The following is a 24,365-nucleotide window of genomic DNA, read 5'->3' on the forward strand; positions in this document are numbered from 1 at the left end:
ATTTTCTAATAAGAATAAGGAGTTGGATGGAATATCCGCTCCTTTTTCTTATAGTTTGAAACTATAGGATTGCCTAGGAAAGAAGTGTTAGAGGGGACTAACAGTTTTTGGTATAATGGAAGATATTTGAAAGAAAAGAGAAGTGATATGACACAGATTATTGATGGGAAGGCTCTAGCAGCTAAGTTACAAGGACAGCTGGCTGAAAAGACTGCAAGATTAAAGGAAGAAACAGGTTTAGTACCTGGTTTGGTGGTGATTTTGGTTGGGGACAACCCTGCCAGCCAAGTCTACGTTCGAAATAAGGAACGTTCTGCCCTTGCAGCTGGTTTTCGTAGTGAAGTAGTCCGAGTTCCAGAAACCATTACCCAAGAGGAATTGTTAAACTTGATTGCCAAATACAATCAAGATTCAGAATGGCACGGGATATTGGTCCAGTTACCATTGCCAAAACATATTGATGAAGAGGCGGTTTTATTAGCCATTGACCCAGAAAAAGATGTGGATGGTTTTCATCCGCTAAACATGGGGCGTCTTTGGTCAGGTCATCCAGTCATGATTCCTTCGACACCTGCAGGGATTATGGAAATGTTTCATGAATATGGGATTGACTTGGAAGGTAAAAATGCGGTCGTCATCGGTCGTTCCAATATCGTCGGAAAACCCATGACCCAGCTTCTTTTGGCAAAGAATGCTACAGTGACTTTGACTCACTCACGGACTCATAATCTTGCCAAGGTGGCTGCTAAAGCAGATATTCTGGTGGTTGCAATCGGTCGTGCCAAGTTTGTGACTGCTGACTTTGTTAAACCTGGAGCAGTTGTCATTGATGTTGGGATGAATCGCGATGAAAATGGGAAGCTATGTGGTGATGTTGATTATGAGGCAGTTGCCCCACTTGCTAGCCACATCACACCAGTTCCTGGAGGTGTAGGTCCTATGACCATTACCATGCTGATGGAGCAAACTTATCAAGCAGCACTTCGGACATTGGATAGAAAATAGGAAAAAAGAAGGTAGAATAATGTTTTACCTTCTTTTTATATAATGCAGTCTAAAATGATATGAGTCCATAAACTATAAATTTGAAGTATGAAAATGCTATTAATAGAATGAAATTTGTATTGGAAAGAGTCTAGAATAGAAAGCTACTTTCATTGCACTTATTTCTTTTGAATGAACTTATCTTGCATACCATTTTATTAGGTTAAATTGATGGAAAATGATTGCAATTTTAGGTGTGTTTTGATATATTTAATATATAAAATATATTATCGAACTTGGTACGTGTTTGTGTATTCAGAAGGAGGTCGTTTTTTAAAATAAAGTAAGCGCTTACTTTGTATCAAGAAAAAGAAATGAGGATTTTAATGAACAAAAGACTTTTTGATAAACGTTGTCATTATAGCATTCGTAAATTTGCAATAGGTGCGGCATCTGTAATGATTGGGGCTAGTATATTTGGCATTTCAGCTGTACAAGCTGAGGAAGTGGCTTCATCCAATACTCAAACAGGAGAAACAACTGTTCATCAAGCTCAGCCTTTAGATAAGCTTCCCGATGATGTGGCAGCTGCTATCGCAAAGGCTGATGAGAATGGTGGGCGTGAGTTTGTAAAACCAAAAGCTGAATCGGAAGGAGGAAAAGTTACTAAGGATACAGAACCTACTAAACCTGCTAATGAGGGTAGTCATGAATTAGCTAGCCCTAAAGTGGAAACTCCAAATAAAGTAGAAGAAGGAACCAAGGCTGAGGACAAACAGAAATCTGAAGAGGCAAATCCAAAGCCTGTTGAATCTGCATCAACATCTGGAACAGAACTGAAAGAGGATTCTAAAAAAACTTCTGAAAAGGACCAAGTGAAAGCAGACACAGAGATCAAACCTTCTTCTGAAAAATCGCAAGCACTATCTGGAGAGTCAAACAAAGCTGAAGTTGAAAAGGAAAAACAACTATTATCGGAGCGAAAACAAGATTTTAATAAAGATTGGTATTTTAAACTAAATGCCCAAGGAGATTTTTCAAAAAAAGATGTGGATGTTCATGATTGGTCTAAATTGAATCTTCCACATGATTGGAGCATTTATTTTGATTTCGACCATAAGTCTCCCGCGCGTAATGAAGGTGGCCAGTTAAATGGTGGAACAGCTTGGTATCGTAAGACTTTCACATTAAATGAAGCAGACAAGAATAAGGATGTTCGTATCAATTTTGATGGGGTTTACATGGATTCAAAGGTCTATGTAAATGGTAAATTTGTAGGACATTATCCAAGTGGCTATAATCATTTTTCATATGATATCACAGAATTTTTAAACAAGGATGGTAGTGAAAATTCAATTACTGTTCAAGTGACCAATAAGCAACCAAGTAGTCGTTGGTATTCAGGAAGTGGGATTTATCGTGATGTAACTCTTAGTTATCGTGATAAAGTCCATGTTGCCGAAAATGATAATCATATCACTACTCCAAAACTTGCTGAGCAAAAAGAAGGAAATGTTGAAACACAGGTTCAAAGTAAGATTAAAAATACGGATAAGAAGGCTGCTAAAGTCTTTGTGGAACAACAAATTTTCACTAAGGAAGGCAAGGTTGTCTCAGAATTAGTCCGCTCTGAAACGAAGAATTTAGCAGAAAATGAAGTTGCAGATTTCAGACAAACAATCCTAGTTAATAAACCAACTCTTTGGACGACAAAAAGTTATCATCCTCAACTGTATGTTTTGAAAACAAAGGTTTATAAAGAAGGTCAACTAGTTGATGTAACAGAAGATACATTTGGTTACCGCTATTTTAATTGGACTGCTAAGGATGGTTTCTCTCTGAATGGTGAACGCATGAAATTCCACGGAGTTAGTATTCACCATGACAATGGAGCCTTGGGTGCAGAAGAGAATTATAAGGCTACCTATCGTAAATTAAAACTCCTGAAAGATATGGGGGTTAACTCTATTCGAACAACCCACAATCCAGCTAGTCCTCAGTTACTTGATGCTGCAGCAAGTTTAGGTCTTTTGGTTCAAGAGGAAGCTTTTGATACCTGGTATGGTGGTAAGAAAACATACGACTATGGACGGTTCTTTGATCAAGATGCAACACACCCAGAGGCTAAAAAGGGTGAGAAGTGGTCTGATTTTGATCTTAGAACAATGGTAGAACGCGATAAGAACAATCCGTCTATCGTTATGTGGTCTCTTGGAAATGAGGTGGAAGAGGCGAATGGTAGTCCTCGTTCTATCGAAACTGCTAAGCGTCTGAAGGCTATTATCAAGGCGATTGATACTGAACGTTATGTCACCATGGGTGAAAATAAATTTAGTCGTGCAGCGACAGGTGATTTCTTGAAACTCGCAGAAATCATGGATGCTGTCGGTATGAACTATGGTGAACGTTTTTATGATGCGGTTCGTAGAGCGCATCCAGACTGGCTCATTTATGGTTCTGAAACCTCTTCAGCTACTAGAACGCGTGATTCTTATTACAATCCTGCTCAAATCCTTGGACACGATAACCGTCCAAATCGTCACTATGAACAATCTGATTATGGTAATGACCGTGTTGGGTGGGGAAGAACAGCTACTGAGTCATGGACTTTTGACCGTGATCGTGCTGGCTATGCTGGACAATTTATCTGGACAGGAATTGACTATATCGGAGAACCAACTCCATGGCATAACCAAGATAATACACCTGTAAAAAGTTCTTACTTTGGTATCATCGATACGGCTGGTTTACCGAAGAATGATTTTTACCTTTACCGTAGTGAATGGTATAGTGCTAAAGAAAAGCCAACTGTCCGAATTTTACCACATTGGAACTGGACTGAAGAGACACTTAAGGATCGCAAGATGCTGGTCGATGGAAAGGTTCCGGTTCGTACCTTCTCAAATGCTGCAAGTGTCGAATTATTCTTAAATGGAGAGTCGCTTGGTAAGAAGGAATTTACTAAGAAAAGGACAGAAGATGGACGTCCATATCATGAGGGTGCTAAGCCAAGTGAATTGTATCTTGAGTGGCTTGTAAAATACCAACCAGGCACACTGACTGCGATTGCTCGAGATGAAAATGGCAACGAAATTGCGCGTGATAGTGTGACAACTGCTGGGGAGCCAGCAAGGGTTCGTCTGACTAAAGAAGAGCATGTCATCACAGCAGATGGTAAAGACCTATCTTATATCCATTATGAGATTGTGGATGGCGATGGGAATGTGGTTCCGACAGCGAATAATCTTGTTCATTTCAATCTTCATGGTCAGGGACAGATTGTTGGTGTGGATAATGGAGAACAAGCTAGCCGTGAGCGCTACAAAGCTCAAGCAGATGGGACATGGCAAAGACGTGCTTTCAATGGTAAAGGGGTTGTCATTGTAAAATCAACAGAAAAAGAAGGTAAATTTACTCTTTATGCAGATTCTGCTGGTTTGACATCTGATAGCGCAACGGTCGCAACTGTGTCTGGTAAGAAAGGAAACCGTCACTTTGTAGCCTTTGCTCCTGTAAAAGCAACAACTGATGTGACTACAAATCCTGAATTGCCTCAAACAGTAACAGCTATTTATAGCGACGGTAGTGTTGAGGAAAAGGCTGTAACATGGGACATGCCAGCTGACTTGCTTACAAGTGCAGGTGAGAAAAAAGTATCTGGACGTGTAGAAGGTTTGGAAACCAAAGCTGAGGCACTTGTAAAAGTGATTGCCTTAGATAGATGGTTACCAAAAGTTGCTACAGTACCAGTTGGTACGGCTGCAGCAGATTTGGATAAAACGGTCACAGCTGTTCTGACAGATGGTAGCTTGATTGATACTGATGTTGTTTCTTGGACATTGAAAGATCCTGCTGCTTTGAACAAGGAAGGTGGACGTACGGAGGCTACTGGTAAATTGGTAGATGACGATCGTGAAGTAACTGCAACCTTTATCGCAAGCAGTAAGGAAACAACAAGTAGCATTACAGGACTTACTGTTGGGGATAAAGCTCTTGAGAACTTCGAGTCTGGTAAGACTTATTATCGTGTATCTCTTCCTTACACTGGAACAATTCCAAATGTTGGAGCTCAGACTACTGGTTATCAAGTAACTGTTCAGCAAGCTTCTGCTGATAATGGTTATCAGGCTTCGGTTTTCTTGAGTGACCAAAAGGGTGACTTGGTTCAAACTTACCTAATTCAGTTTGTGAAGGAAGCTCCTGCCTTGAAACGTTTGGAAGTAGTTGTGGAAGGAAAAGAAACTGCTACTGAAGATCAGGTTTTAACTTATCGTGTCATTGGTAGTTATGAGGATGGTTCTCAAACAGAATTTTCAGCTTCAGATATTCACCTAGAAGCTAAATCATCTGATGGTGGGCATCTTGAGGTAAATGGTCAGAATCTATTGCTCTATACTAAGGGAAGAGTGACTTTGACACCTCGAATCGATAATCAAACAGAGAAAACAGAATCTGTAACTACTGAAGTAGTGATTAAAGAAAATAAAGTCAGCAAGAAGATTGTGAAACTGCATCCTGTATCTGTTTCTACAGATATCAATCAGCAACCGAATCTACCTAAAGAAGTTGGGGCAGAATTTGATAAGGGCTTGCCACGCAAAGTGTCTGTAACTTGGGACAAGGTAGACGAAAAAGCGTTGGGGCATTATCATAGCTTTACGCTTAAAGGATATGTAGAAGGCACAGATATTGAAGCTCAAGCAACGGTGACAGTTGAAGGCTTACAAGTTGCAGAGGAAGTCAGCCTCACAGTACCTAAGGGTGAGACAGTTCAATTGCCAGCTAATGTTCGTGCTTACCATTCTAACGGAACAACTATCTACAAAGATGTGGTTTGGGAACAGGTTCCAGCCAACTTTAGTCAAACTGAAGGGGTCTATGAAATCAATGGTCGTTTAGTAGGTAGCAATCTTACAACTAAAGCTCATGTTCGAGTGTCTAGTCAAGTTGTTGCTGGAAATAATATCTCTAAACAATGGACAGGTTCGCAATTGCCAGCTGCCATTGTGTCCAATACAGGAGGAGATGATTCAGCTAATACCTTGAACGACCTGACTGTGTCAAGAACGCCAACAGATGCTAAAAATAGATGGACTACTTGGAGAACAAATACTGATAATGATTGGGCTTCTATCTTGTTTGGTAATTCAGGAGACTTGACGAAACGTTTTGTTAACAATTTATCAGTTGATTTCTATACTGATGGAGCAATTGGTCTTCCAAAAGAATATGTAGTTGAATATTATGTAGGTAAAGAAATTCCAGATTTACCAAGTGATGTCAGCAATGCTCAGCGTGATACTAATCATCCATTTAATAATCCAGCCAACTGGAAGGCAGTTGAAAACTTACATGCTCCAAGCCAGCTATCTGCAACTCAAACCAATCACTTTACCTTTGACAAGGTAGAAACCTATGCTGTTCGTCTTCGAATGAAAAAGGCTGAAGGAACTGCAGGAGTTGGTCTGACAGAGCTAACTGTCCTTGGAAACAAGGTCTTAAGTGAAACAAGTTCAGATATTTCTATCAAAGTAGATGGCAAGGATCTTGAACACTTTAATCCATCGAAAACAGATTATTATATTCCTCAATCTAGCAAGGAAATTACTGCAACAGCTAGCAACAATGGTTTGGTTACTCTTGTTCCAGCAACAAGTCCAAAAGGTGCGACACGTCTCATCTTAAAAGCAGAAGATGGTACGGTATTGAAAGAATATCGAATCTTCCGCAATGATGAGAGAGAAACTAGTCAACCTCTTGCTGCAGAAAATAGTGCTAAAACCTTGAACGTTGGAGACAATCTTCAACTTCCTTCAGAAGTCACTGTTTATTACCCAACTTCAACTACTTGGACTACAGATAAACTGGCAGTGAAATGGGATGCTATTCCTGAACATGCGACAGAGCATGAGGGAAGATTCCAAGTAACTGGTCATGTCATCGGTACAAATCTAACAACTACCATGCAAGTGACAGTTGTAGCTAAAGGAAATCAAGTCATCTCAGAGAATCCAAGCAACAATGACAAAGATTCTAAAGCCTTTGCTTCGACAACGAATGATACACAAGCAGCTTCACATGATCGAATTTTCTATATCAATGATGGAAAATACAATGAAGATGGACGTTGGACAAACTGGTCTCGTACTCCGAAAAATCAAGAAACTTCTGTTGGATTACTCTTTAAGAAGGATGGAAAAATTACTTCTCAATCTATCGGAAAAGTAGCCCTTCAGTTCTTTAGAGATAGTGGCACAGATGCTCCTGAGAAAATGGTTCTAGAAAGATATATTGGTCCAGAATTTACAGAACCAAGTACGATTTCTCGTTATGAAGAAAATGCCGATCATCCATTTAACAAGGCAGAAAATTGGGCACCAATTCCTTACAAAGCTTCTGGAGAATTAGTAGCTGGTAAACCAATCGAGTTTAACTTTGATCCGGTTCAAACGACAGCTATTCGTGCTCGCATGACTCGTAAGGCTACCACCAATGGTCTTGCACTTGTAGAATTTACAGCCTATTCTGCAGGTAAGGGAGCAGAAGTGGAAACACCATCAGCGACTATTTCGATCGATGGAAAAGCATTGGAAAACTTTGATCCAAATGTGACAGATTACACTCTAACAACAATGGGTTCAAAACCAAAAGTCACTGCGACAACTAGTGGACATGGAGTAGTCACAGTTGTGGATCATGGAAATACAAATCTTCCAACACTTGTTCGTCTTGTTTCCAAAGATGGAAATCTGGTGAAAGAATATCGTTTATACTTTAAGTCTACCTTCCAAACAACACCGACAGAAGGCGTTAAGAACTTAGTAGCAGAAACTCCAAGTTTGGAAATTGAAAAGACTCCGCTTCCGTTTAAAGAAGTTATTCGTGAAACCCCTGAACTTGCTCAAGGTCAACGTCGTATAGTTTCTGAAGGACAAGTTGGAGAAAAAGTTGACTATATTCAAGTGTCAGGAACTAATAGAACTCTTGTTCATTCTGAAGAAAGAAAGGCCCAAGATCGCATTATTGAAGTTGGAGTGAAAGCATCTATTTCAAGTAGTAAAGGCGAGGAGCCAGCTCCAGTCAATGAAGTTCCAGAATTCAAAGGCGGTGCTAACTTTGTAGAAGCAGCAGTGAACGATGTTCCAGAATTCAAAGGCGGTGCTAACTTTGTAGAAGCAGCAGTAAATGAAGTTCCAGAATACACAGGAATTCTAGCTACTGTAGGAGAACAATCGGCACCAAGCGTTGAGAAACCTGAATTTAAGGGTGGCGTTAATGCTGTAATGGCTCTAGAACATAAACTTCCAGAGTATCGGGGTGTTCTAGCCACAGTAGGTAATCAACCAGTACCGACAGTAGAAAAACCAGAGTTTAAACTAAGTTCGTTAGAAAAATCTCAGACTCCTGAAACACCAGTCCAAGTTGCCAAGGAAGACAAGAGATTGCCAGAAACTGGTGAAAAACAGTCAGAAACAGCTATTTTCTTGGCAGGTGTTAGCTTGGCCTTGTCAGCAGCCCTATTAACTGCAAAACGAAAAGAGGATTAGTTTGTGCGTCTAATGCTATCCTATTTGTATAGATTGGTAGAAGATAAAAAATGAATCGATAAATGAGTCGAATAGATGGAGAGGACCGATTAGGCCTCTCCGTCTTTACTAGTAAAAATGGCTCTTTGTCAACTGTAGTGGGTTGAAGAAAAGCTAAGATCTAGAAAGGACGGATTTCGTCCTTTCTTTTTTGATATTGAGAGCGATAAAAATCCGTTTTTTGAAGTTTTCAAAGTTCCGAAAACCAAATGCATTTCGTTTGATAAGTTTAATGAGATTATTAGTCGCTTCTAATTTGGCATTAGAATAAGGTAGTTGAAGAGCATTGACAATCTTTTCTTTGTCCTTGAGGAAGGTTTTAAAGACAGTGTGAAAAAGAGGATGAACCTGCTTTAGATTGTCCTCAATAAGTCCGAAGAATTTGTCAGGTTCCTTGTTCTGGAAGTGAAAAAGTAAGAGCTGATAGAGATTGTAGTGGTGTTTCAAGTCTTCTGAATAGCTCAAAAGCTTATCTAGAATCTCTTTGTTGGTTAGATGCATGCGAAAAGTAGGGCGATAGAAACGTTTATCACTCAATTTACGACTATCCTGTTGAATGAGCTTCCAGTAACGCTTGATAGCCTTGTATTCATGGGATTTTCGCTCAAACTGATTCATAATTTGGACACGCACACGACTCATAGCACGGCTGAGATGTTGGGCAATGTGAAAGCGGTCGAGAACGATTTTAGCGTTAGGAAAAAGTTTTCTGGAAATATCGTAGTAGGGGCTAAACATATCCATAGTAATGATTTTCACCTGACAACGAACGGCTCTATCGTAGCGCAGAAAGTGATTTCGGATGATAGCTTGTGTTCTGCCTTCAAGAACAGTGATAATGTTGAGATTATCAAAATCTTGCGCAATGAAACTCATCTTTCCCTTAGTGAAGGCATACTCGTCCCAAGACATAATCTCAGGAAGACGAGAAAAATCATGCTTAAAGTTGAAATCATTGAGCTTTCGAATGACAGTTGAAGTTGAAATGGAAAGCTGATGGGCAATATCGGTCATAGAAGTTTTTTCAATCAGCTTTTGAGCAATTTTTTGGTTGATGATACGAGGGATTTGATGATTTTTCTTTATTAGAGGAGTCTCAGCGACCGCTATTTTCGAGCACTGATAGCACTTAAAACGGCGTTTTCTAAGGAGGATTCTAGTAGGCATACCAGTCGTTTCGAGGTAAGGAATCTTAGACGGTTTTTGAAAATCATATTTCTTCATTTGACTTCCACACTCAGGACAAGATGGAGAGTCGTAGTCCAGTTTAGCGATGATTTCTTTGTGAGTATCCCTATTGATGATATCCATAAATTGGATATTAGGGTCTTTGATATCGAGCAGTTTTGTGATAAAATGTAATTGTTCCATATGATTCTTTCTAATGAGTTGTTTTGTCGCTTTTCATTATAGGTCATATGGGACTTTTTTTCTACACAAAAATAGGCTCCATAATATCTATAGAGGATTTACCCACTACAAATATTATAGAGCCGTAAAAATGGAATCGTTTACTTTCGTGTTTGGACGAAAGGAGATAATATAAAGATGGGTAAAAATTTTTTCAATAAACGTTGTCATTACAGTATTCGTAAATTCGCTATTGGAGTAGCTTCTGTTATGATTGGTGCCAGTATCTTTGGTGTTAATCTAGTAGAGGCAGCAGAAACAGGTAGTGTAGGAGATAAAGAGGGAACTATAACTCAAGCTCAGCCACTGGAAAAGTTACCTGATGAACTTGCGGCAGTTTTGAAGAAAGCAGAAGAAAATACTGGGAAGGAAGGCAGCTCGACAGTTGGAAATGGAGAAACTGCAGGAGCGATTGGCTCTACCGATTCGATAAATAATCCTAAACCAGTTGACGCATCTGGAACTCCAGAGAATGAAACAAAACCGTCTGAAGCCATGAGTGGAGGACAAAATGATAAAGAAATCGCTAAACCAAGTCAACCAACTACACCTGAAAAACCAAAAGTAGAGCAAACAGGTGATGGAACAGTTGAATTGGCGGATCGATTCACTGCAAGTAAAGCAGCTAGCGAAGATAGTATTGTGGCTGCCAGCAAGAGCGATGACTATCTTAAGAAAGAGTACAAGGTTTTCTCAACTCCACAAAAAGTGACCTATGGCGAAGGTGTCACAGCCCTTCGTAAACAAGTGAATCTGGTCATGGGAGAACAACTCGATCTCTATACTCGTAATCGCTTGAAGAGTATCTTACAGGACAATCAAGTATCTTATACAACTGGTAAGGAGGCAATCGCTGGCGCAACCAACATCTTTCTTAGAGTGCATGGACGAGGAACACAAGCAGAACAAAACTTATCTAACGTTTCAGCAGGTCTCTTTGACAAAATTGATGCTTATGCTCTGACCATCAAGGACAACTCAATTTCCATCGTCGGAAAAGACACAGATGCAGTCTTCTATGGTTTGACAACTTTGAAACACATGCTCAAGGAAAGTCAAGTTCCAGTTCTTCGCAATGTGACAGTGGAAGATTACGCTGAAATCAAGAACCGTGGTTTCATCGAAGGTTACTATGGAAATCCATGGTCTAATGAAAATCGTAAAGAATTGATGCGTTATGGAAGTGAATTGAAGTTAACTCAATACTATTTCGCACCAAAAGATGATCCATACCATAATAAGAAATGGCGTGAACTTTACCCAGAAGAAAAACTAGCTGAAATCCGAGAACTTGCACGTGTCGGTAATCAAACGAAAACACGTTATGTTTGGACCATTCATCCATTTATGAACAATCGTATCCGCTTTGGCAATGAAGCGCATTACCAGGCTGACCTTGCAACCATAAAGGCTAAGTTTACTCAGTTGTTGGACGTGGGAGTGCGTGAATTTGGTGTGCTTGCAGATGATGCACCAAGCCCAGTTGGTGGTTACCATAGTTATGTTCGCTTGATGAAGGATATCACAAATTGGTTGACTGAAAAACAAACAATATACAGTGGTCTCCGTAAAGATATGATTTTTGTTCCTGCCTGGTACATGGGGCAAGGAACTGAAGCTGAACTTCGGACCTTGAATGAACATCTTCCTGAAAATGTTCATTTAACTCTTACTGGTGGAAAGGTCTGGGGGGCTGTTGACCAAGCATTCTTAACGAACTTAAAGAAAAATTTAACAGAAGGCGGTAAGACTTACCGTCCAATTCAGTTCTGGATTAACTGGCCATGTAATGACAATACAAAACCCCACCTAATTCTTGGAGGTGGTGAAAAATTCTTACATCCAAATGTTGATTTATCGCTTGCACAAGGAATTATGCTAAATCCAATGCAACAATCTGAAGCATCTAAAGTGGCACTTTTTGATATGGCTCAGTATGGATGGAAGCAATGGAGAAGTGCAGAAGAAGCTGAACAAATCAACGATATGGCCTTTAACTATGTAGTCAACGATCATTTTGAAGAAAGCAGTGTTTCAAAGGCTTTTCGAGAACTCGGAAAACACATGCGCAATCAAAATAGACCTCCCCATGTCACTAAATTAGAAGAGTCTGTAAAATTGGCTCCAAAATTGACAGAATTCTATAACAAACTCAAATCTGGTCAAAATCTGGATTCTGAAAGAAAAGAGTTGAGGGACATTTTTGCTGGTTTGAAAGCCAATGCTCTTCTACTTAAAGAAAAAGGCGATCAGAAATTAATCGAACAAATTCACTATTGGTTAGATAATACAGTAGATCAAATGAACGCGCTTGAAGCTTTCCTAACAGCTACAGAAGGTCTTACTGAAAAGAATGATGCCAAGGTATGGGAGTACTATCAGGCAGGAGTCAAACATTATGATCAGTCAGTTAAACATGCCTTCTTTTACGTTGACCATTATGAATACGCAGAATTTGGTGTCCAACATATTCGACCATTTATCAATAATCTCAAAGAATACTTAGCCTTACATATTCAAGCAATGTTGAATCCAGATAAATTTGTGACAACATTTATTACGAATCGTGCTGGAATAGAAGGCGGATTGAAAGAAGTCACAGATGGTGACTTTGATACACATGTGATTGCCAAAACAACCATTGTAATTGAGAGAGGTGATTATGTAGGCTTACGCTTTAATAAGGCGATTAAAATACACAAATTAGGTTTCGCTACGGGTACTAATACGGCCGATAACTATACCTTTAGTAATGCAGTTGTGGAATATCAAAATGAAAAAGGAGAATGGGTAGCCATAACGAGCCCTGCATATACTGGTCGAGAACGCATTCTGGAATTTAATGACCTCGATATCACAGCTCAAGCTGTTCGTATGATAGCAACAGCTAAGAAGGATAATGCTTGGCTCGCCATGCGTGAAATAGCTGTAAATAGACCCCTAGAATTGGGTAGTAAGAAAGTTAGTGGCACTATTAGTTTAAGTCCAAACCTTGTTTACAAATATGGAACAAGTGTTGTTCAGATGCAAGATGGTCGAGAAAACACAGAATCCATGATGGCACATGTTGATCAGACCAATGTCACACCAGCGCAAGCCTGGGTACAAATGGACTTAGGTGGACTTCATAAAGTAAAACGAGTTCATCTGATGCAAGGAGAACGAGACAAACTAGCATCTGGTGTCATCGAATATTCTGCAGATGGTACAGATTGGACAACGCTTCAAAATTTATCAGGGCAACGAACTTCTGATATCGTGCAAGAATTTACAACTCGTTTTGTTCGCATTCGCAATACACAAACCTTAAATAAGTGGTGGAGAATTGCGGAATTTAGAGTGGATGTAGATAGTCCAAATCTTGACTTAACAGACACCAACGTGGATGCCTTGAAGGAAACACCAGTAGTGGATAGCTTGGGCAGTTACGAGCTTCAAATTCCAGCTGGAACTAAACTTCCTGCTCATAGCTATTTAGGTATGAAGCTTGACCGAATCCATCAAGTCAAGAGCATCCAGCTCCAAGGCCAGGCCAACCCAGCCCTAAGTCTAGAGTACTCTGTAAATGCGCAAGAATGGACACCAGCTAGTCAGCTGACAGACAGATCTGTCGCAACCCACTTGGTACGTTATGTTCGTCTTGTTAATAAAACAGACCAAGAACAGGCTGTTCCATCAACTTCTCTCCTTGTAACGACTAAAGAAGTGCAACCAACCAAACTAGAATCTACAACTATGGGCATTCATCCAACATATGGAAGTAATGATGTTCGTAAGATTAATAACCTAGATCAATTGTTTGATGGTGTGTACAACAACTTTGTTGAGTTTTCAGACTATGCCCATAAAGATGGCCATGTAACCTTGAAACTTGGTAGCGAACGCACTATCAAGAAGATCAGAGCCTACATCCAAGACGGAACTCAAAACTATCTTCGTGATGGTAAAATTCAAGTCAGCCAAGACGGTAAAACTTGGACGGATGTTGTGACAGTGGGAGATGGTGTAGCCAATAGTACACACGATGATTCATTGACAGATGGTTGGACACATGATTCTAAGATGCCAGGAAATCGTTACATCGAGGGTGAATTGACGACACCAGTCAAAGCAAACTATCTTCGTGTCCTCTATACAGCTGACTATGATGCTCGTTTTGTAGGATTTACAGAATTGGTGATCAATGATGGCGAATTTGTCAAACCAATCAATGATCCAACTGTAGAAGGAAACGGTGGCGAAAGCCGAGGTAACTTCTATACTAATCTCGTAGATGGAAAAGTTTTGACTAGCTACAAAGCAGAACAAGATAAGGGAGAAATGATTTATCACTTGTCTGAACCAACCAATGCTAACCATCTTCGTCTCGTTTCAAGCCTTCCTGAAGGAGCGAAAGCACGAGTTCAAGCGAGAACACTTAAGGATGGACAAGAAAGTTGGACAGATCTTGGTGCCATTACATCTAGTCTCCAAACCTTTGCTATCCGAAATGGTGGTTCTCTTCTAGATGTTAAACTGGTCTGGGAAGGTGGCAAGGCTGAGTTTTATGAATTGGCGAGCTTCTATCAAGAATTGACAGAAGAACCTGTTCAATCAAGCAAGGGTGAAGAACCAGCACCAGTGCTTGAGGTACCTGAATTTACAGGTGGTGTAAATGCAGTTGAAGCTTTGGTACATGAGCTACCAGCCTACACAGGTCCATTATCAACCGTAGGTGACCAAGCTGCACCGACAGTAGAGAAACCAGAGTTTCAGGGTGGAGTCAACTCAGTTATGGCTTTGAAACATGAACTACCAGAGTACACAGGCCCAGTAGCAACAGTAGGCGACCAAGCCGCTCCAACAGTAGAGAAACCAGAGTTCAAGGGTGGAGTCAACTCAGTTATGGCCTTGAAACACGAACTACCAGAGTACACAGGTCCATTGTCAACCGTAGGTGACCAACCAGCTCCGACAGTAGAGAAACCAGAGTTCAAGGGTGGAGTTAACTCAGTTATGGCCTTGAAACATGAGCTACCAGCCTACACAGGCCCATTATCAACCGTAGGTGACCAACCAGCTCCGACAGTAGAAAAACCAGAATTTAAGCTAAGTTCGTTAGAAAAATCTCAGACTCCAGAAGCACCAGTTCAAGTTGCTAAGGAAGACAAGAGATTGCCAGAGACTGGTGAAAAACAGTCAGAAACAGCTATTTTCTTGGCAGGTGTTACCTTGGCCTTATCAGCAGCTTTATTAACTGCAAAACGCAAAGAGGATTAGTAATACCATTCTATTTGTATAGATTGGTAGAAGATAAAAAATGAATCGATAAATGAGTCGAATAGATGGAGAGGACCGATTAGGCCTCTCCGTCTTTACTAGTAAAAATGGAATTGTTTACTTTCGTGTTGGGACGAAAGGAGAGTAGAGGGGCTTTGTCCCCTCTTTTTCTATATGAAGGAATAGATTTATGTTTAAGATGCAAGTCTAATAAACTTTATAGTATAATGAACAGAGAGGAAAAAAACGATGAAAGTGATTGATCAAGCCTTACTAGAAAAAGTCATTATTGAACGTTCTCGTACAAGTCATAAAGGAGACTATGGTCGTCTGCTTTTGTTAGGTGGGACCTATCCTTATGGTGGAGCTATCATCATGGCTGCCTTGGCAGCTGTAAAAAGCGGTGCAGGATTGGTGACTGTTGGAACAGATAGGGGAAATATCCCAGCTTTGCACAGTCATTTACCTGAGGCTATGGCCTTTGCTCTTCAAGACCAGCAACTGTTAAAAGAGCAGTTGGAGAGGGCAGAAGTTGTCTTAGTGGGACCTGGTTTACGGGACAATGCTTTTGGAGAAGAACTAGTGAAACAAGTCTTTACTAATTTAAGCCAAAATCAGATTTTGATTGTAGATGGAGGGGCCTTGGCTATTCTTGCCAGAACAAGATTGTCATTTCCTTCCAGTAAGCTTATCCTAACTCCCCACCAAAAAGAATGGGAAAAGCTATCTGGTATTGCTATTGAAAAGCAAAACGAAGATGCAACAGCTAGTGCCCTGACTTCTTTCCCTCAAGGAACAATTTTGGTGGAGAAAGGTCCAGCCACTCGTATTTGGCAAGTTGGTCAATCTGATTTTTACCAGTTACAGGTTGGCGGTCCCTATCAGGCGACTGGGGGAACGGGAGATACACTGGCTGGAATGATTGCAGGATTTGCAGGCCAATTTCGACAGGCCAGTCTCTACGAACGTGTGGCAGTAGCAACCCATCTTCATTCAGCAATAGCACAAGAACTATCTCAAGAACATTATGTTGTCTTGCCGACGGAAATCAGCTCTTATCTGCCCAAAATAATGAAAAAAATATCTCAAAAAGGCACCTGATGGTTTCAGGCGCCTTTGTATTTTTTAGAAAAATCCTTTAATCTTTCCAACGAGGCCATCTAGACCTTCAGAACCAGAAATCAACTGCTGAGCTTGAGAGAAGTATTCTCCAAGCTGTTCTTGATTTTCTGCAACAAATGTTTTTGCAGCTTCGAAATCTTTTGTTTCGATTAGCTCTTTTACTTGATTAAACAAATCTAATGGGTTCATCTTATGTCTCCTTTTCTGTATAATACTATTCAAACATTTTATAAAAATTTTTTCAAGCAAAGAGATTTTTATATCAAAGTTGAGGGGTGTCAAACAGGGCTTTTTTTGATATAATTTTTAATGATGAATTCGAGAAATGATCGGTATGTGGTTGTTGATTTAGAGGCCACTAGCACCGGAAGCAAGGCAAAAATTATTCAAGTGGGTATTGTGGTGATTGAAAATGGTGAAATCGTCGATCAGTATGGGACTGACATCAATCCTCATGAGCCCTTGGATTCTCATATAAAAGAATTGACAGGTTTAACTGATCAACGGTTGGCAGTTGCTCCAGAGTTTTCACAGGTAGCTGGAAGGATTTTTGAGCTGGTCAAGAATGGTGTTTTTGTCGCGCACAATGTACAGTTTGATGCAAATCTTCTAGCAGAGTACCTATTCTTTGAAGGTTATGAATTGAGAACTCCACGAGTGGATACCGTTGAGTTAGCACAGGTTTTGTACCCTCAGTTTGAAAAGTACAATCTCGGCATTCTCTGTCAAGAGTTAGGGATTAAGTTAGACCATGCCCACACCGCTCTCTCTGATGCACAAGCAACAGCAGAGCTTTTGCTTTTTATGCGTCAAAAACTTTTTCAGTTACCAAAAGGACTGTTAGAAACGTTGTTAAATCTTGCGGATAACCTCCTTTATGAAACTTATTTAGTGATTGAAGAAGTATATCAGAGCCAGTCCCTCCTTTCTTCTCACGATTTGATGGAGTTCCATGGACTCTTTCTAAGAAAGAAAAGTCAGTCTTTAAAACCACGTAAGCTATCTAAGGATTTTACTAAAAATATGTCCTTGTTAGGCTTGGATGAACGTCCTCAGCAAGTTGAATTTGCAGAAAAAGTTGAGCAGTTATTAAAGGAACAGAAAACCGCGTTTATTCAAGCCCAAACGGGACTTGGAAAGACTTATGGTTACATGCTGCCGGCTTTGAGCATGGAAAGTGAAGGGGGCATCCTTGTTAGTGTTCCTACCAAAATCCTTCAAAATCAAATTATTCAAGAAGAAGGAAGTCGATTAAAAGATACTTTTCATATTGATATTCATAGTCTTAAGGGACCTCAAAATTATTTGAAGCTCGATAATTTCTATAAGATACTCCATAGGCCAGAGTCCAACCGCCTATTCACACGCTTTAAAATGCAAGTCTTGATTTGGTTAACAGAGACAGAAACAGGTGACTTAGATGAAATCGGGCAGCTGTATCGTTATCAGCATTTTCTACCTGAACTTGTCCATGATGGAAAACTTTCACGAAAAAGTTTATTTATTACTGAGGATTTCTGGCAACGCAGTCAAGATAGAGCTAAATCGAGTCGCCTTTTGTTAACCAATCACGCTTATCTGGTAACACGTTTAGAGGATGATCCAGAGTTTGTCAACAATCGCTTGGTAATCATAGATGAAGCTCAAAAAATGCTGCTTGCTCTTGAAAACCTCGCCCAAGAGTCTTATCTCCTCGAGTCTTTAGTAACACAAGTTCAAAAGTCCTTGGAAACAGAAAAAGATCTTATTCAGAGACGGTTGCTTGAGAGTATCGGGTTTGAATGCCACTATTTGATAGATCAGTTTTACTCAGGACTTAAGAATGACAAGTGGTTGGATTCTCTTGAAAACTTACGCCAGCATTTTTCTGAGTTAAATCTTCCTGAGTATAGAGATATGACGCGCTTTTTTACATCCGACCGTGAATTTTGGCTGGCAACTGCTGAGAAGTCTAGTAAGGATGTGTTAATTTGTTCAAGTAAAAAAGGTCGCTTTCTACTAGCAGATTTATTGCCAGAAGATTGCAGAGTGCTTGGCGTATCTGCCACTCTTGAAATCAGTAATAGAGTTTCGTTAGCGGACTTATTAGGATTTACGGAAGCCCCACTTATTACAGTTGAATCTTTACAACAGAAGCAACAAGAAGTTTTATTAGTAAATGATTTTCCTTTAGTAACTGAACATTCTCCTTTAGATTATGCAGAAGAGGTTACATCAGTTATCCATTCCTTACAGGCGTTTCAAGAGCCTTTGCTTGTTTTATTTACGTCTAAAGAATTACTGTTAGCAGTGTCAGATTTACTAGACCATCCTCATTTAGCCCAATATAAAAATGGGGAACCCAGTCAGCTGAAGAAACGTTTTGAAAAAGGAGAGCGACAAATATTACTTGGAACAGGAAGTTTCTGGGAGGGGGTTGATTTTTCTACCCATCCTTGCGTTATTCAAGTAATTCCTCGATTGCCTTTCCAAAATCCCCAAGAACCTTTAACACGAAAATTAAATCATGAATTGCGTCAGGAAGGGAAGAATCCTTTCTATGATTATCAGTTGCCAATGGCCATTATTCGTCTCAAACAGGCTTTGGGTAGAACAATTAGAAAAGAGGAACAAGCTTCCATTGCTGTGATACTGGATAGTCGAGTTGTTCATAAACGATATGGGAAACAGATTAGACAAGCTCTAGCGAAGGAAAGAACTATCAAAGAGGTGAATAGAAAACAGATTACCTCTGCTGTCATTGATTTCCTCCAAAACAACAAAAATGAAAAATCTAAGAAAGAGAAAAGGTGAATATATGAAACGTTCTCTCGACTCTAGAGTCGATTATAGTTTGCTCCTGCCAGTATTTTTCCTACTAGTTATCGGTGTGGTGGCTATTTATATTGCCGTTAGTCATGATTATCCAAATAATATTTTGCCCATTTTAGGGCAGCAGGTCGCTTGGATTGCCTTGGGACTTGTAATTGGTTTTGTGGTCATGCTCTTCAATACAGAATTTCTTTGGAAGGTGACACCCTTTCTATATATTTTAGGCTTGGGACTTATGGTCTTACCTATCGTCTTTTATAATCCAAGTTTAGTTGCATCAACGGGTGCCAAAAACTGGGTATCGGTAAATGGTGTTACCTTGTTCCAGCCGTCAGAATTTATGAAGATATCCTATATCCTCATGTTGGCCCGTGTCATTGTCCAATTTACAAAGAAACATAAGGAATGGAGACGCACAGTTCCGCTGGACTTTTTATTAATTTTTTGGATGATTGTCTTTACCATTCCAGTCCTAGTTCTTTTGGCACTTCAAAGTGACTTAGGGACGGCTTTGGTTTTTGTAGCCATTTTCTCAGGAATCGTTTTATTATCGGGGGTTTCTTGGAAAATTATTATCCCAGTATTTGTGACTGCTGTAACAGGAATTGCAGGTTTCTTAGCTATTTTTATCAGCAAGGACGGCCGAGCTTTTCTCCATCAACTGGGAATGCCGACCTACCAAATCAACCGTATTTTGGCTTGGCTCAATCCTTTTGACTTTGCCCAAACAACCACTTACCAACAGGCTCAAGGGCAGATTGCGATTGGGAGTGGTGGTTTGTTTGGTCAAGGATTTAATGCTTCTAATCTGCTTATTCCAGTTAGAGAGTCGGATATGATTTTCACGGTCATTGCAGAAGATTTTGGCTTTATTGGCTCTGTCCTTGTTATCGCCCTTTATCTCATGCTGATTTATCGTATGTTGAAGATTACTCTTAAATCAAATAATCAGTTCTACACCTATATTTCCACAGGTTTGATCATGATGTTACTCTTCCATATCTTTGAGAATATCGGTGCTGTGACGGGCTTGCTTCCCTTGACGGGGATTCCCTTGCCTTTCATTTCTCAAGGGGGATCGGCTATTATCAGTAATCTGATTGGTGTGGGCTTACTTTTATCTATGAGTTACCAGACCAATCTAGCTGAAGAAAAGAGCGGAAAAGTCCCATTCAAGCGGAAAAAGGTTGTATTAAAACAAATCAAATAAGGAGAAAATCATGGTTAAAGTAGCAGTTATGTTAGCTCAGGGCTTTGAAGAAATTGAAGCTTTCACAGTTGTGGATGTTTTGCGTCGGGCAAATATCACTTGTGATATGGTTGGGTTTGAAGAGCAAGTGACTGGTTCGCATGCAATCCAAGTAAGAGCAGATCGTGTCTTTGATGGTGATTTATCAGACTATGATATGGTTGTCCTTCCTGGAGGAATGCCTGGTTCTGCACATTTACGTGATAACCAGGCTTTGATTCAAGAATTGCAAAATTTCGAGCAAGAAGGGAAGAAACTGGCAGCCATTTGTGCAGCTCCAATTGCCCTCAATCAAGCAGGAGTATTGAAAAACAAGAAGTTTACTTGCTACGATGGCGTTCAAGAGCAAATTCTTGATGGTCACTACGTCAAGGAAACAGTAGTGGTAGATGGTCATTTGACAACCAGTCGAGGCCCTTCAACAGCCCTTGCCTTTGCCTACGAGCTGGTAGAGCAATTAGGAGGAGATGCAGAGAGTTTACGAACAGGAATGCTCTATCGAGATGTCTTTGGTAAAAATCAATAAAACGGATCCATAATCTCTATAGTTTGATAAATACTAAAATATTAATCACTCTCTATAGAGTTGTATTTTTTGAGAAGATGATTCGTCATCTTCTTTTTTTATTTCGGTGTTTTTACTTGCGTAAAAAAATGTTTTCTAGTATAATAGTTTATTGTGAGCGAACCTCACTTACCCCTTGTAAAGTCTTGGGGTCATTAGACCAAAAGGAGGAACATATCAATGGCTAAATACGAAATTCTTTATATTATTCGTCCAAACATTGAAGAAGAAGCTAAAAACGCTTTGGTAGCACGTTTTGACTCTATTTTGACTGACAACGGTGCAACTGTTGTTGAATCAAAATCTTGGGAAAAACGCCGTCTTGCATACGAAATCAAAGATTTCCGTGAAGGACTTTACCACATCGTTAACGTTGAAGCAAACGACGATGCAGCTCTTAAAGAGTTTGACCGTCTTTCAAAAATCAACGCTGACATTCTTCGTCACATGATCGTCAAAACTGACGCGTAAGAAGGTAAACTATGATTAACAATGTTGTACTTGTAGGGCGTATGACACGTGACGCTGAGTTGCGTTATACCCCATCAAATGTAGCAGTTGCGACTTTTACTCTTGCAGTAAACCGTACATTTAAGAGTCAAAATGGCGAACGTGAGACTGATTTTATCAATGTCGTTATGTGGCGCCAACAGGCTGAAAACCTTGCTAACTGGGCTAAAAAAGGCTCACTTATCGGGGTGACAGGTCGTATCCAGACTCGTAGTTACGATAACCAGCAAGGACAACGTGTCTACGTGACAGAGGTCGTGGCTGAGAATTTCCAAATGTTGGAAAGCCGTAGTGTGCGTGAGGGTCACACAGGTGGAGCTTATTCTGCACCAACTGCAAACTATTCAGCACCTACAAATTCAGTACCAGACTTTTCACGTGATGAAAATCCATTTGGAGCAACAAATCCGTTGGATATTTCAGATGATGATTTACCATTCTAATGGACAACTAAAATTATAAAGGAGAAAAAACATGGCTCAACAACGTCGTGGCGGATTCAAACGCCGTAAAAAAGTTGATTACATCGCAGCAAACAAAATTGAATATGTTGATTACAAAGATACTGAGCTTCTTAGCCGTTTCGTTTCAGAACGTGGGAAAATCCTTCCTCGTCGTGTAACAGGAACTTCAGCTAAAAACCAACGTAAAGTAACAACAGCTATCAAACGCGCTCGCGTAATGGCTTTGATGCCTTTCGTAAACGAAGATTAAAAAAGAGGTCCGGGTGGACCTCTTTTTCAGACCCGGTTGGGTCTTTTTTTCACGAGCCTAGAAATGAGAGAGCGAGTTGGGGGCCAGTGGACCTCTTTTTCACGAGATAGTTTTTTCTGACCTTGGCGTGCTATAATGGTAATAGAAAGAGTAAAGGTGGGTAAGTCAAAGATGAATTGTACGATTAGAAATATGATTAAGTCTGATATTGAATCCTTGTCTCATGGATTTATGAATCAAGGTTGGACTGGTAGAGAGGAAATTTTGGCTAGATATTTCCTGGAACAGGAAAGTGGGGAGAGAGAAGTTTTAGTTGCAGAGATTGATGGTGCTGTAGCGGGCTACATTACCATTTTGCCCTCTGCTAAACATGGTCCTTTTGCAGAAGTCTATCCAGAATTATCAGATTTTAATGTGTTTGAGCCTTTTCGAAATCAAGGGATTGGGAATCAACTGCTAGAAGAAGCAGAAAAACGAGTCAAGTTTGTTTCGAGTAAGGTCACTCTTGGTGTAGGTTTGCACTTGGGGTATGGTCCTGCCCAGAGATTGTATATCAGACGGGGCTACATTCCAGATGGGACAGGTGTCTGGTATAGAAATAAACCGCTAGAAATGGGTGCAAGTTGTCAAAATGATGATGATTTAGTTTTATACTTATCCAAGGACTTACAATAAAACTGGAAACTTTTTGAAAATAGGGGATTTAGCTACTTTATGGTATAATGGAAAGAGTTAGATTGAAAGAGGTAGTGAGATGGATGCGAAATTAAGATACAAGGCAAAGAAGATAAAGATTATCTTTTTTGATATTGATGATACATTGCGGAATTCAAAGACAGGTTTTATTCCAGCTTCAATCCCAACTGTTTTTAAGCAATTACGTGAGAAAGGAATCTTGACAGGTATTGCTTCTGGACGAGGGATTTTTGGTGTTGTGCCAGAAATTCGTGAGCTCAAGCCTGACTTTTTTGTGACCTTAAATGGTGCCTATATTGAAGATAAAAAAGGTCAGGTCATTTATCAGCATCAGATTGAGAAGTCAGATGTTGAGGAGTATATCTTTTGGGCTAAGCAAGAAGGAATTGAGTATGGCTTGGTTGGGAGTCATGATGCCAAGTTGTCGACTCGCACCGATATGATTAGTGAGGCTATCAATCCAATTTACCCCGATTTAGATGTAGATCCTGATTTCCATGAGAAAGAAGACATCTATCAAATGTGGACCTTTGAAGATAAAGGAGATGACTTGCACTTACCTGACAGTCTCTCTGACAAACTTCGCATGGTTCGTTGGCATCAACATTCGTCTGATATTGTGCCGATTTCAGGCTCCAAAGCGACGGGGGTGGAAAAGGTTGTGGAACACCTTAACTTGAAACCAGAGAACGTCATGGTCTTTGGAGATGGACTTAACGACTTGGAACTCTTTGATTATGCTGGAATCAGCGTTGCAATGGGAATTTCTCATGATAACATCAAAGAAAAAGCAGATTATATTACAAAAACATTAGAAGAAGATGGCATTTTTGATGCCTTAGAAGGATTTGGTATGGTAGAAAAAGAATTGCATTTTCCACAAGTAGACATTGAAACAGTAGAAGGTCCTCTTGCGACCATTAAGACCAATCACGGAGACTTGCGTATCAAGCTTTTCCCTGAACATGCTCCTAAAACAGTGGCTAACTTTGTTGCTCTTTCAAAAGATGGTTACTATGATGGTGTCATTTTCCATCGTATTATCAAGGACTTTATGATTCAAGGTGGAGACCCAACTGGTACTGGTATGGGTGGCGAGTCAATCTACGGCGAATCATTTGAGGATGAATTCTCAGAAGAACTTTACAATGTCCGTGGTGCCCTTTCTATGGCCAATGCTGGTCCAAATACCAACGGTAGCCAGTTCTTTATTGTGCAAAATCAACATTTGCCTTATTCTAAGAAAGAAATTGCTCGTGGTGGTTGGCCAGAACCGATTGCGGAAATCTATGCCAACCAAGGTGGAACTCCTCATCTAGACCGCCGTCACACTGTATTTGGTCAGCTAGCTGATGAAGCTTCTTACGCTGTTTTAGATGCCATTGCTGCTGTTGAGACAGGGGCTATGGACAAGCCAGTTGAAGATGTCGTGATTGAAACAATTGAAATCGAGGACTAA

Annotated in this window: 13 protein-coding genes and 2 pseudogenes; 13 read left to right on the forward strand and 2 right to left on the reverse strand. The window is 40.1% G+C overall.

Features of this window, described 5'->3' with window-relative positions; genetic code table 11:
* Nucleotides 1-147: 147 nt before the first annotated feature.
* A complete protein-coding gene (locus JJN14_RS03340) occupies nucleotides 148-1,005 on the forward strand; it encodes a bifunctional methylenetetrahydrofolate dehydrogenase/methenyltetrahydrofolate cyclohydrolase (protein ID WP_061590332.1) in 858 nt (285 codons plus the stop codon).
* Nucleotides 1,006-1,370: 365 nt separating this feature from the next.
* Nucleotides 1,371-8,531: an SIALI-17 repeat-containing surface protein gene (locus JJN14_RS03345; protein ID WP_201058905.1), complete on the forward strand. Its 7,161-nt coding sequence runs from the start codon at nucleotides 1,371-1,373 to the stop codon at nucleotides 8,529-8,531.
* A 153-nt stretch (nucleotides 8,532-8,684) separates the two neighbouring features.
* On the opposite strand, the gene JJN14_RS03350 is transcribed toward JJN14_RS03345, so the two are convergent.
* A complete protein-coding gene (locus JJN14_RS03350; RefSeq protein ID WP_201058285.1) occupies nucleotides 8,685-9,941 on the reverse strand; it encodes an ISL3 family transposase in 1,257 nt (418 codons plus the stop codon).
* 177 nt (nucleotides 9,942-10,118) lie between these two features.
* On the opposite strand from JJN14_RS03350, the pseudogene JJN14_RS10295 reads away from it, so the two are divergent.
* The 3 genes and pseudogenes from JJN14_RS10295 to JJN14_RS03360 all read left to right on the forward strand — a co-directional run.
* Nucleotides 10,119-10,184 (forward strand): annotated as a pseudogene (locus JJN14_RS10295) (YSIRK-type signal peptide-containing protein); the annotation flags it as partial.
* 321 nt (nucleotides 10,185-10,505) lie between these two features.
* Nucleotides 10,506-15,239, forward strand: a pseudogene (locus JJN14_RS03355) (SIALI-17 repeat-containing surface protein); the annotation flags it as partial.
* A 249-nt stretch (nucleotides 15,240-15,488) separates the two neighbouring features.
* A complete protein-coding gene (locus JJN14_RS03360; protein WP_201058907.1) occupies nucleotides 15,489-16,340 on the forward strand; it encodes an NAD(P)H-hydrate dehydratase in 852 nt (283 codons plus the stop codon).
* Nucleotides 16,341-16,364: 24 nt separating this feature from the next.
* On the opposite strand, the gene JJN14_RS03365 is transcribed toward JJN14_RS03360, so the two are convergent.
* Nucleotides 16,365-16,550: a hypothetical protein gene (locus JJN14_RS03365; RefSeq protein WP_001068558.1), complete on the reverse strand. Its 186-nt coding sequence runs from the start codon at nucleotides 16,548-16,550 to the stop codon at nucleotides 16,365-16,367.
* A gap of 123 nt (nucleotides 16,551-16,673) precedes the next feature.
* On the opposite strand from JJN14_RS03365, the gene JJN14_RS03370 reads away from it, so the two are divergent.
* The 8 genes from JJN14_RS03370 (at nucleotide 16,674) to JJN14_RS03405 (ending at nucleotide 24,365) form a co-directional block, all read left to right on the forward strand.
* The gene (locus JJN14_RS03370) at nucleotides 16,674-19,154 is read left to right on the forward strand and encodes a bifunctional DnaQ family exonuclease/ATP-dependent helicase (protein WP_322107906.1); all 2,481 of its coding nucleotides are present in this window, start codon (nucleotides 16,674-16,676) and stop codon (nucleotides 19,152-19,154) included.
* A 4-nt stretch (nucleotides 19,155-19,158) separates the two neighbouring features.
* Nucleotides 19,159-20,382 (forward strand): FtsW/RodA/SpoVE family cell cycle protein, encoded by a 1,224-nt coding sequence (locus JJN14_RS03375; RefSeq protein ID WP_061590331.1) that lies wholly within the window; start codon nucleotides 19,159-19,161, stop codon nucleotides 20,380-20,382.
* Between the two features lie 10 nt (nucleotides 20,383-20,392).
* Nucleotides 20,393-20,947 (forward strand): DJ-1 family glyoxalase III, encoded by a 555-nt coding sequence (locus JJN14_RS03380; protein ID WP_201058909.1) that lies wholly within the window; start codon nucleotides 20,393-20,395, stop codon nucleotides 20,945-20,947.
* Between the two features lie 219 nt (nucleotides 20,948-21,166).
* Nucleotides 21,167-21,457 carry a 30S ribosomal protein S6 gene (gene rpsF / locus JJN14_RS03385; protein WP_001151778.1) on the forward strand — a complete coding sequence of 97 codons (291 nt, stop codon included), beginning with the start codon at nucleotides 21,167-21,169 and terminating at the stop codon, nucleotides 21,455-21,457.
* An 11-nt stretch (nucleotides 21,458-21,468) separates the two neighbouring features.
* Nucleotides 21,469-21,939 (forward strand): single-stranded DNA-binding protein SsbA, encoded by a 471-nt coding sequence (gene ssbA, locus JJN14_RS03390; protein ID WP_004269791.1) that lies wholly within the window; start codon nucleotides 21,469-21,471, stop codon nucleotides 21,937-21,939.
* Nucleotides 21,940-21,970: 31 nt separating this feature from the next.
* On the forward strand, nucleotides 21,971-22,210 hold the full coding sequence (gene rpsR, locus JJN14_RS03395; protein WP_000068664.1) for a 30S ribosomal protein S18: 240 nt from the start codon (nucleotides 21,971-21,973) through the stop codon (nucleotides 22,208-22,210).
* Between the two features lie 171 nt (nucleotides 22,211-22,381).
* Nucleotides 22,382-22,885 carry a GNAT family N-acetyltransferase gene (locus tag JJN14_RS03400; RefSeq protein WP_201058910.1) on the forward strand — a complete coding sequence of 168 codons (504 nt, stop codon included), beginning with the start codon at nucleotides 22,382-22,384 and terminating at the stop codon, nucleotides 22,883-22,885.
* Between the two features lie 79 nt (nucleotides 22,886-22,964).
* Nucleotides 22,965-24,365: a bifunctional Cof-type HAD-IIB family hydrolase/peptidylprolyl isomerase gene (locus JJN14_RS03405; RefSeq protein ID WP_201058911.1), complete on the forward strand. Its 1,401-nt coding sequence runs from the start codon at nucleotides 22,965-22,967 to the stop codon at nucleotides 24,363-24,365.

It is taken from the genome of Streptococcus mitis, assembly GCF_016658865.1.
GTDB lineage: Bacteria > Bacillota > Bacilli > Lactobacillales > Streptococcaceae > Streptococcus > Streptococcus mitis_BT.

Excerpts from the sequence above, each read along its gene's own strand:
- JJN14_RS03340 (WP_061590332.1), top strand. The coding sequence starts at position 148 with ATGACACAGATTATTGATGGGAAGGCTCTAGCAGCTAAGTTACAAGGA.
- JJN14_RS03345 (WP_201058905.1), top strand. The coding sequence starts at position 1,371 with ATGAACAAAAGACTTTTTGATAAACGTTGTCATTATAGCATTCGTAAA.
- JJN14_RS03350 (WP_201058285.1), bottom strand. The coding sequence starts at position 9,941 with ATGGAACAATTACATTTTATCACAAAACTGCTCGATATCAAAGACCCT.
- JJN14_RS03360 (WP_201058907.1), top strand. The coding sequence starts at position 15,489 with ATGAAAGTGATTGATCAAGCCTTACTAGAAAAAGTCATTATTGAACGT.
- JJN14_RS03365 (WP_001068558.1), bottom strand. The coding sequence starts at position 16,550 with ATGAACCCATTAGATTTGTTTAATCAAGTAAAAGAGCTAATCGAAACA.
- JJN14_RS03370 (WP_322107906.1), top strand. The coding sequence starts at position 16,674 with ATGAATTCGAGAAATGATCGGTATGTGGTTGTTGATTTAGAGGCCACT.
- JJN14_RS03375 (WP_061590331.1), top strand. The coding sequence starts at position 19,159 with ATGAAACGTTCTCTCGACTCTAGAGTCGATTATAGTTTGCTCCTGCCA.
- JJN14_RS03380 (WP_201058909.1), top strand. The coding sequence starts at position 20,393 with ATGGTTAAAGTAGCAGTTATGTTAGCTCAGGGCTTTGAAGAAATTGAA.
- rpsF (WP_001151778.1), top strand. The coding sequence starts at position 21,167 with ATGGCTAAATACGAAATTCTTTATATTATTCGTCCAAACATTGAAGAA.
- ssbA (WP_004269791.1), top strand. The coding sequence starts at position 21,469 with ATGATTAACAATGTTGTACTTGTAGGGCGTATGACACGTGACGCTGAG.
- rpsR (WP_000068664.1), top strand. The coding sequence starts at position 21,971 with ATGGCTCAACAACGTCGTGGCGGATTCAAACGCCGTAAAAAAGTTGAT.
- JJN14_RS03400 (WP_201058910.1), top strand. The coding sequence starts at position 22,382 with ATGAATTGTACGATTAGAAATATGATTAAGTCTGATATTGAATCCTTG.
- JJN14_RS03405 (WP_201058911.1), top strand. The coding sequence starts at position 22,965 with ATGGATGCGAAATTAAGATACAAGGCAAAGAAGATAAAGATTATCTTT.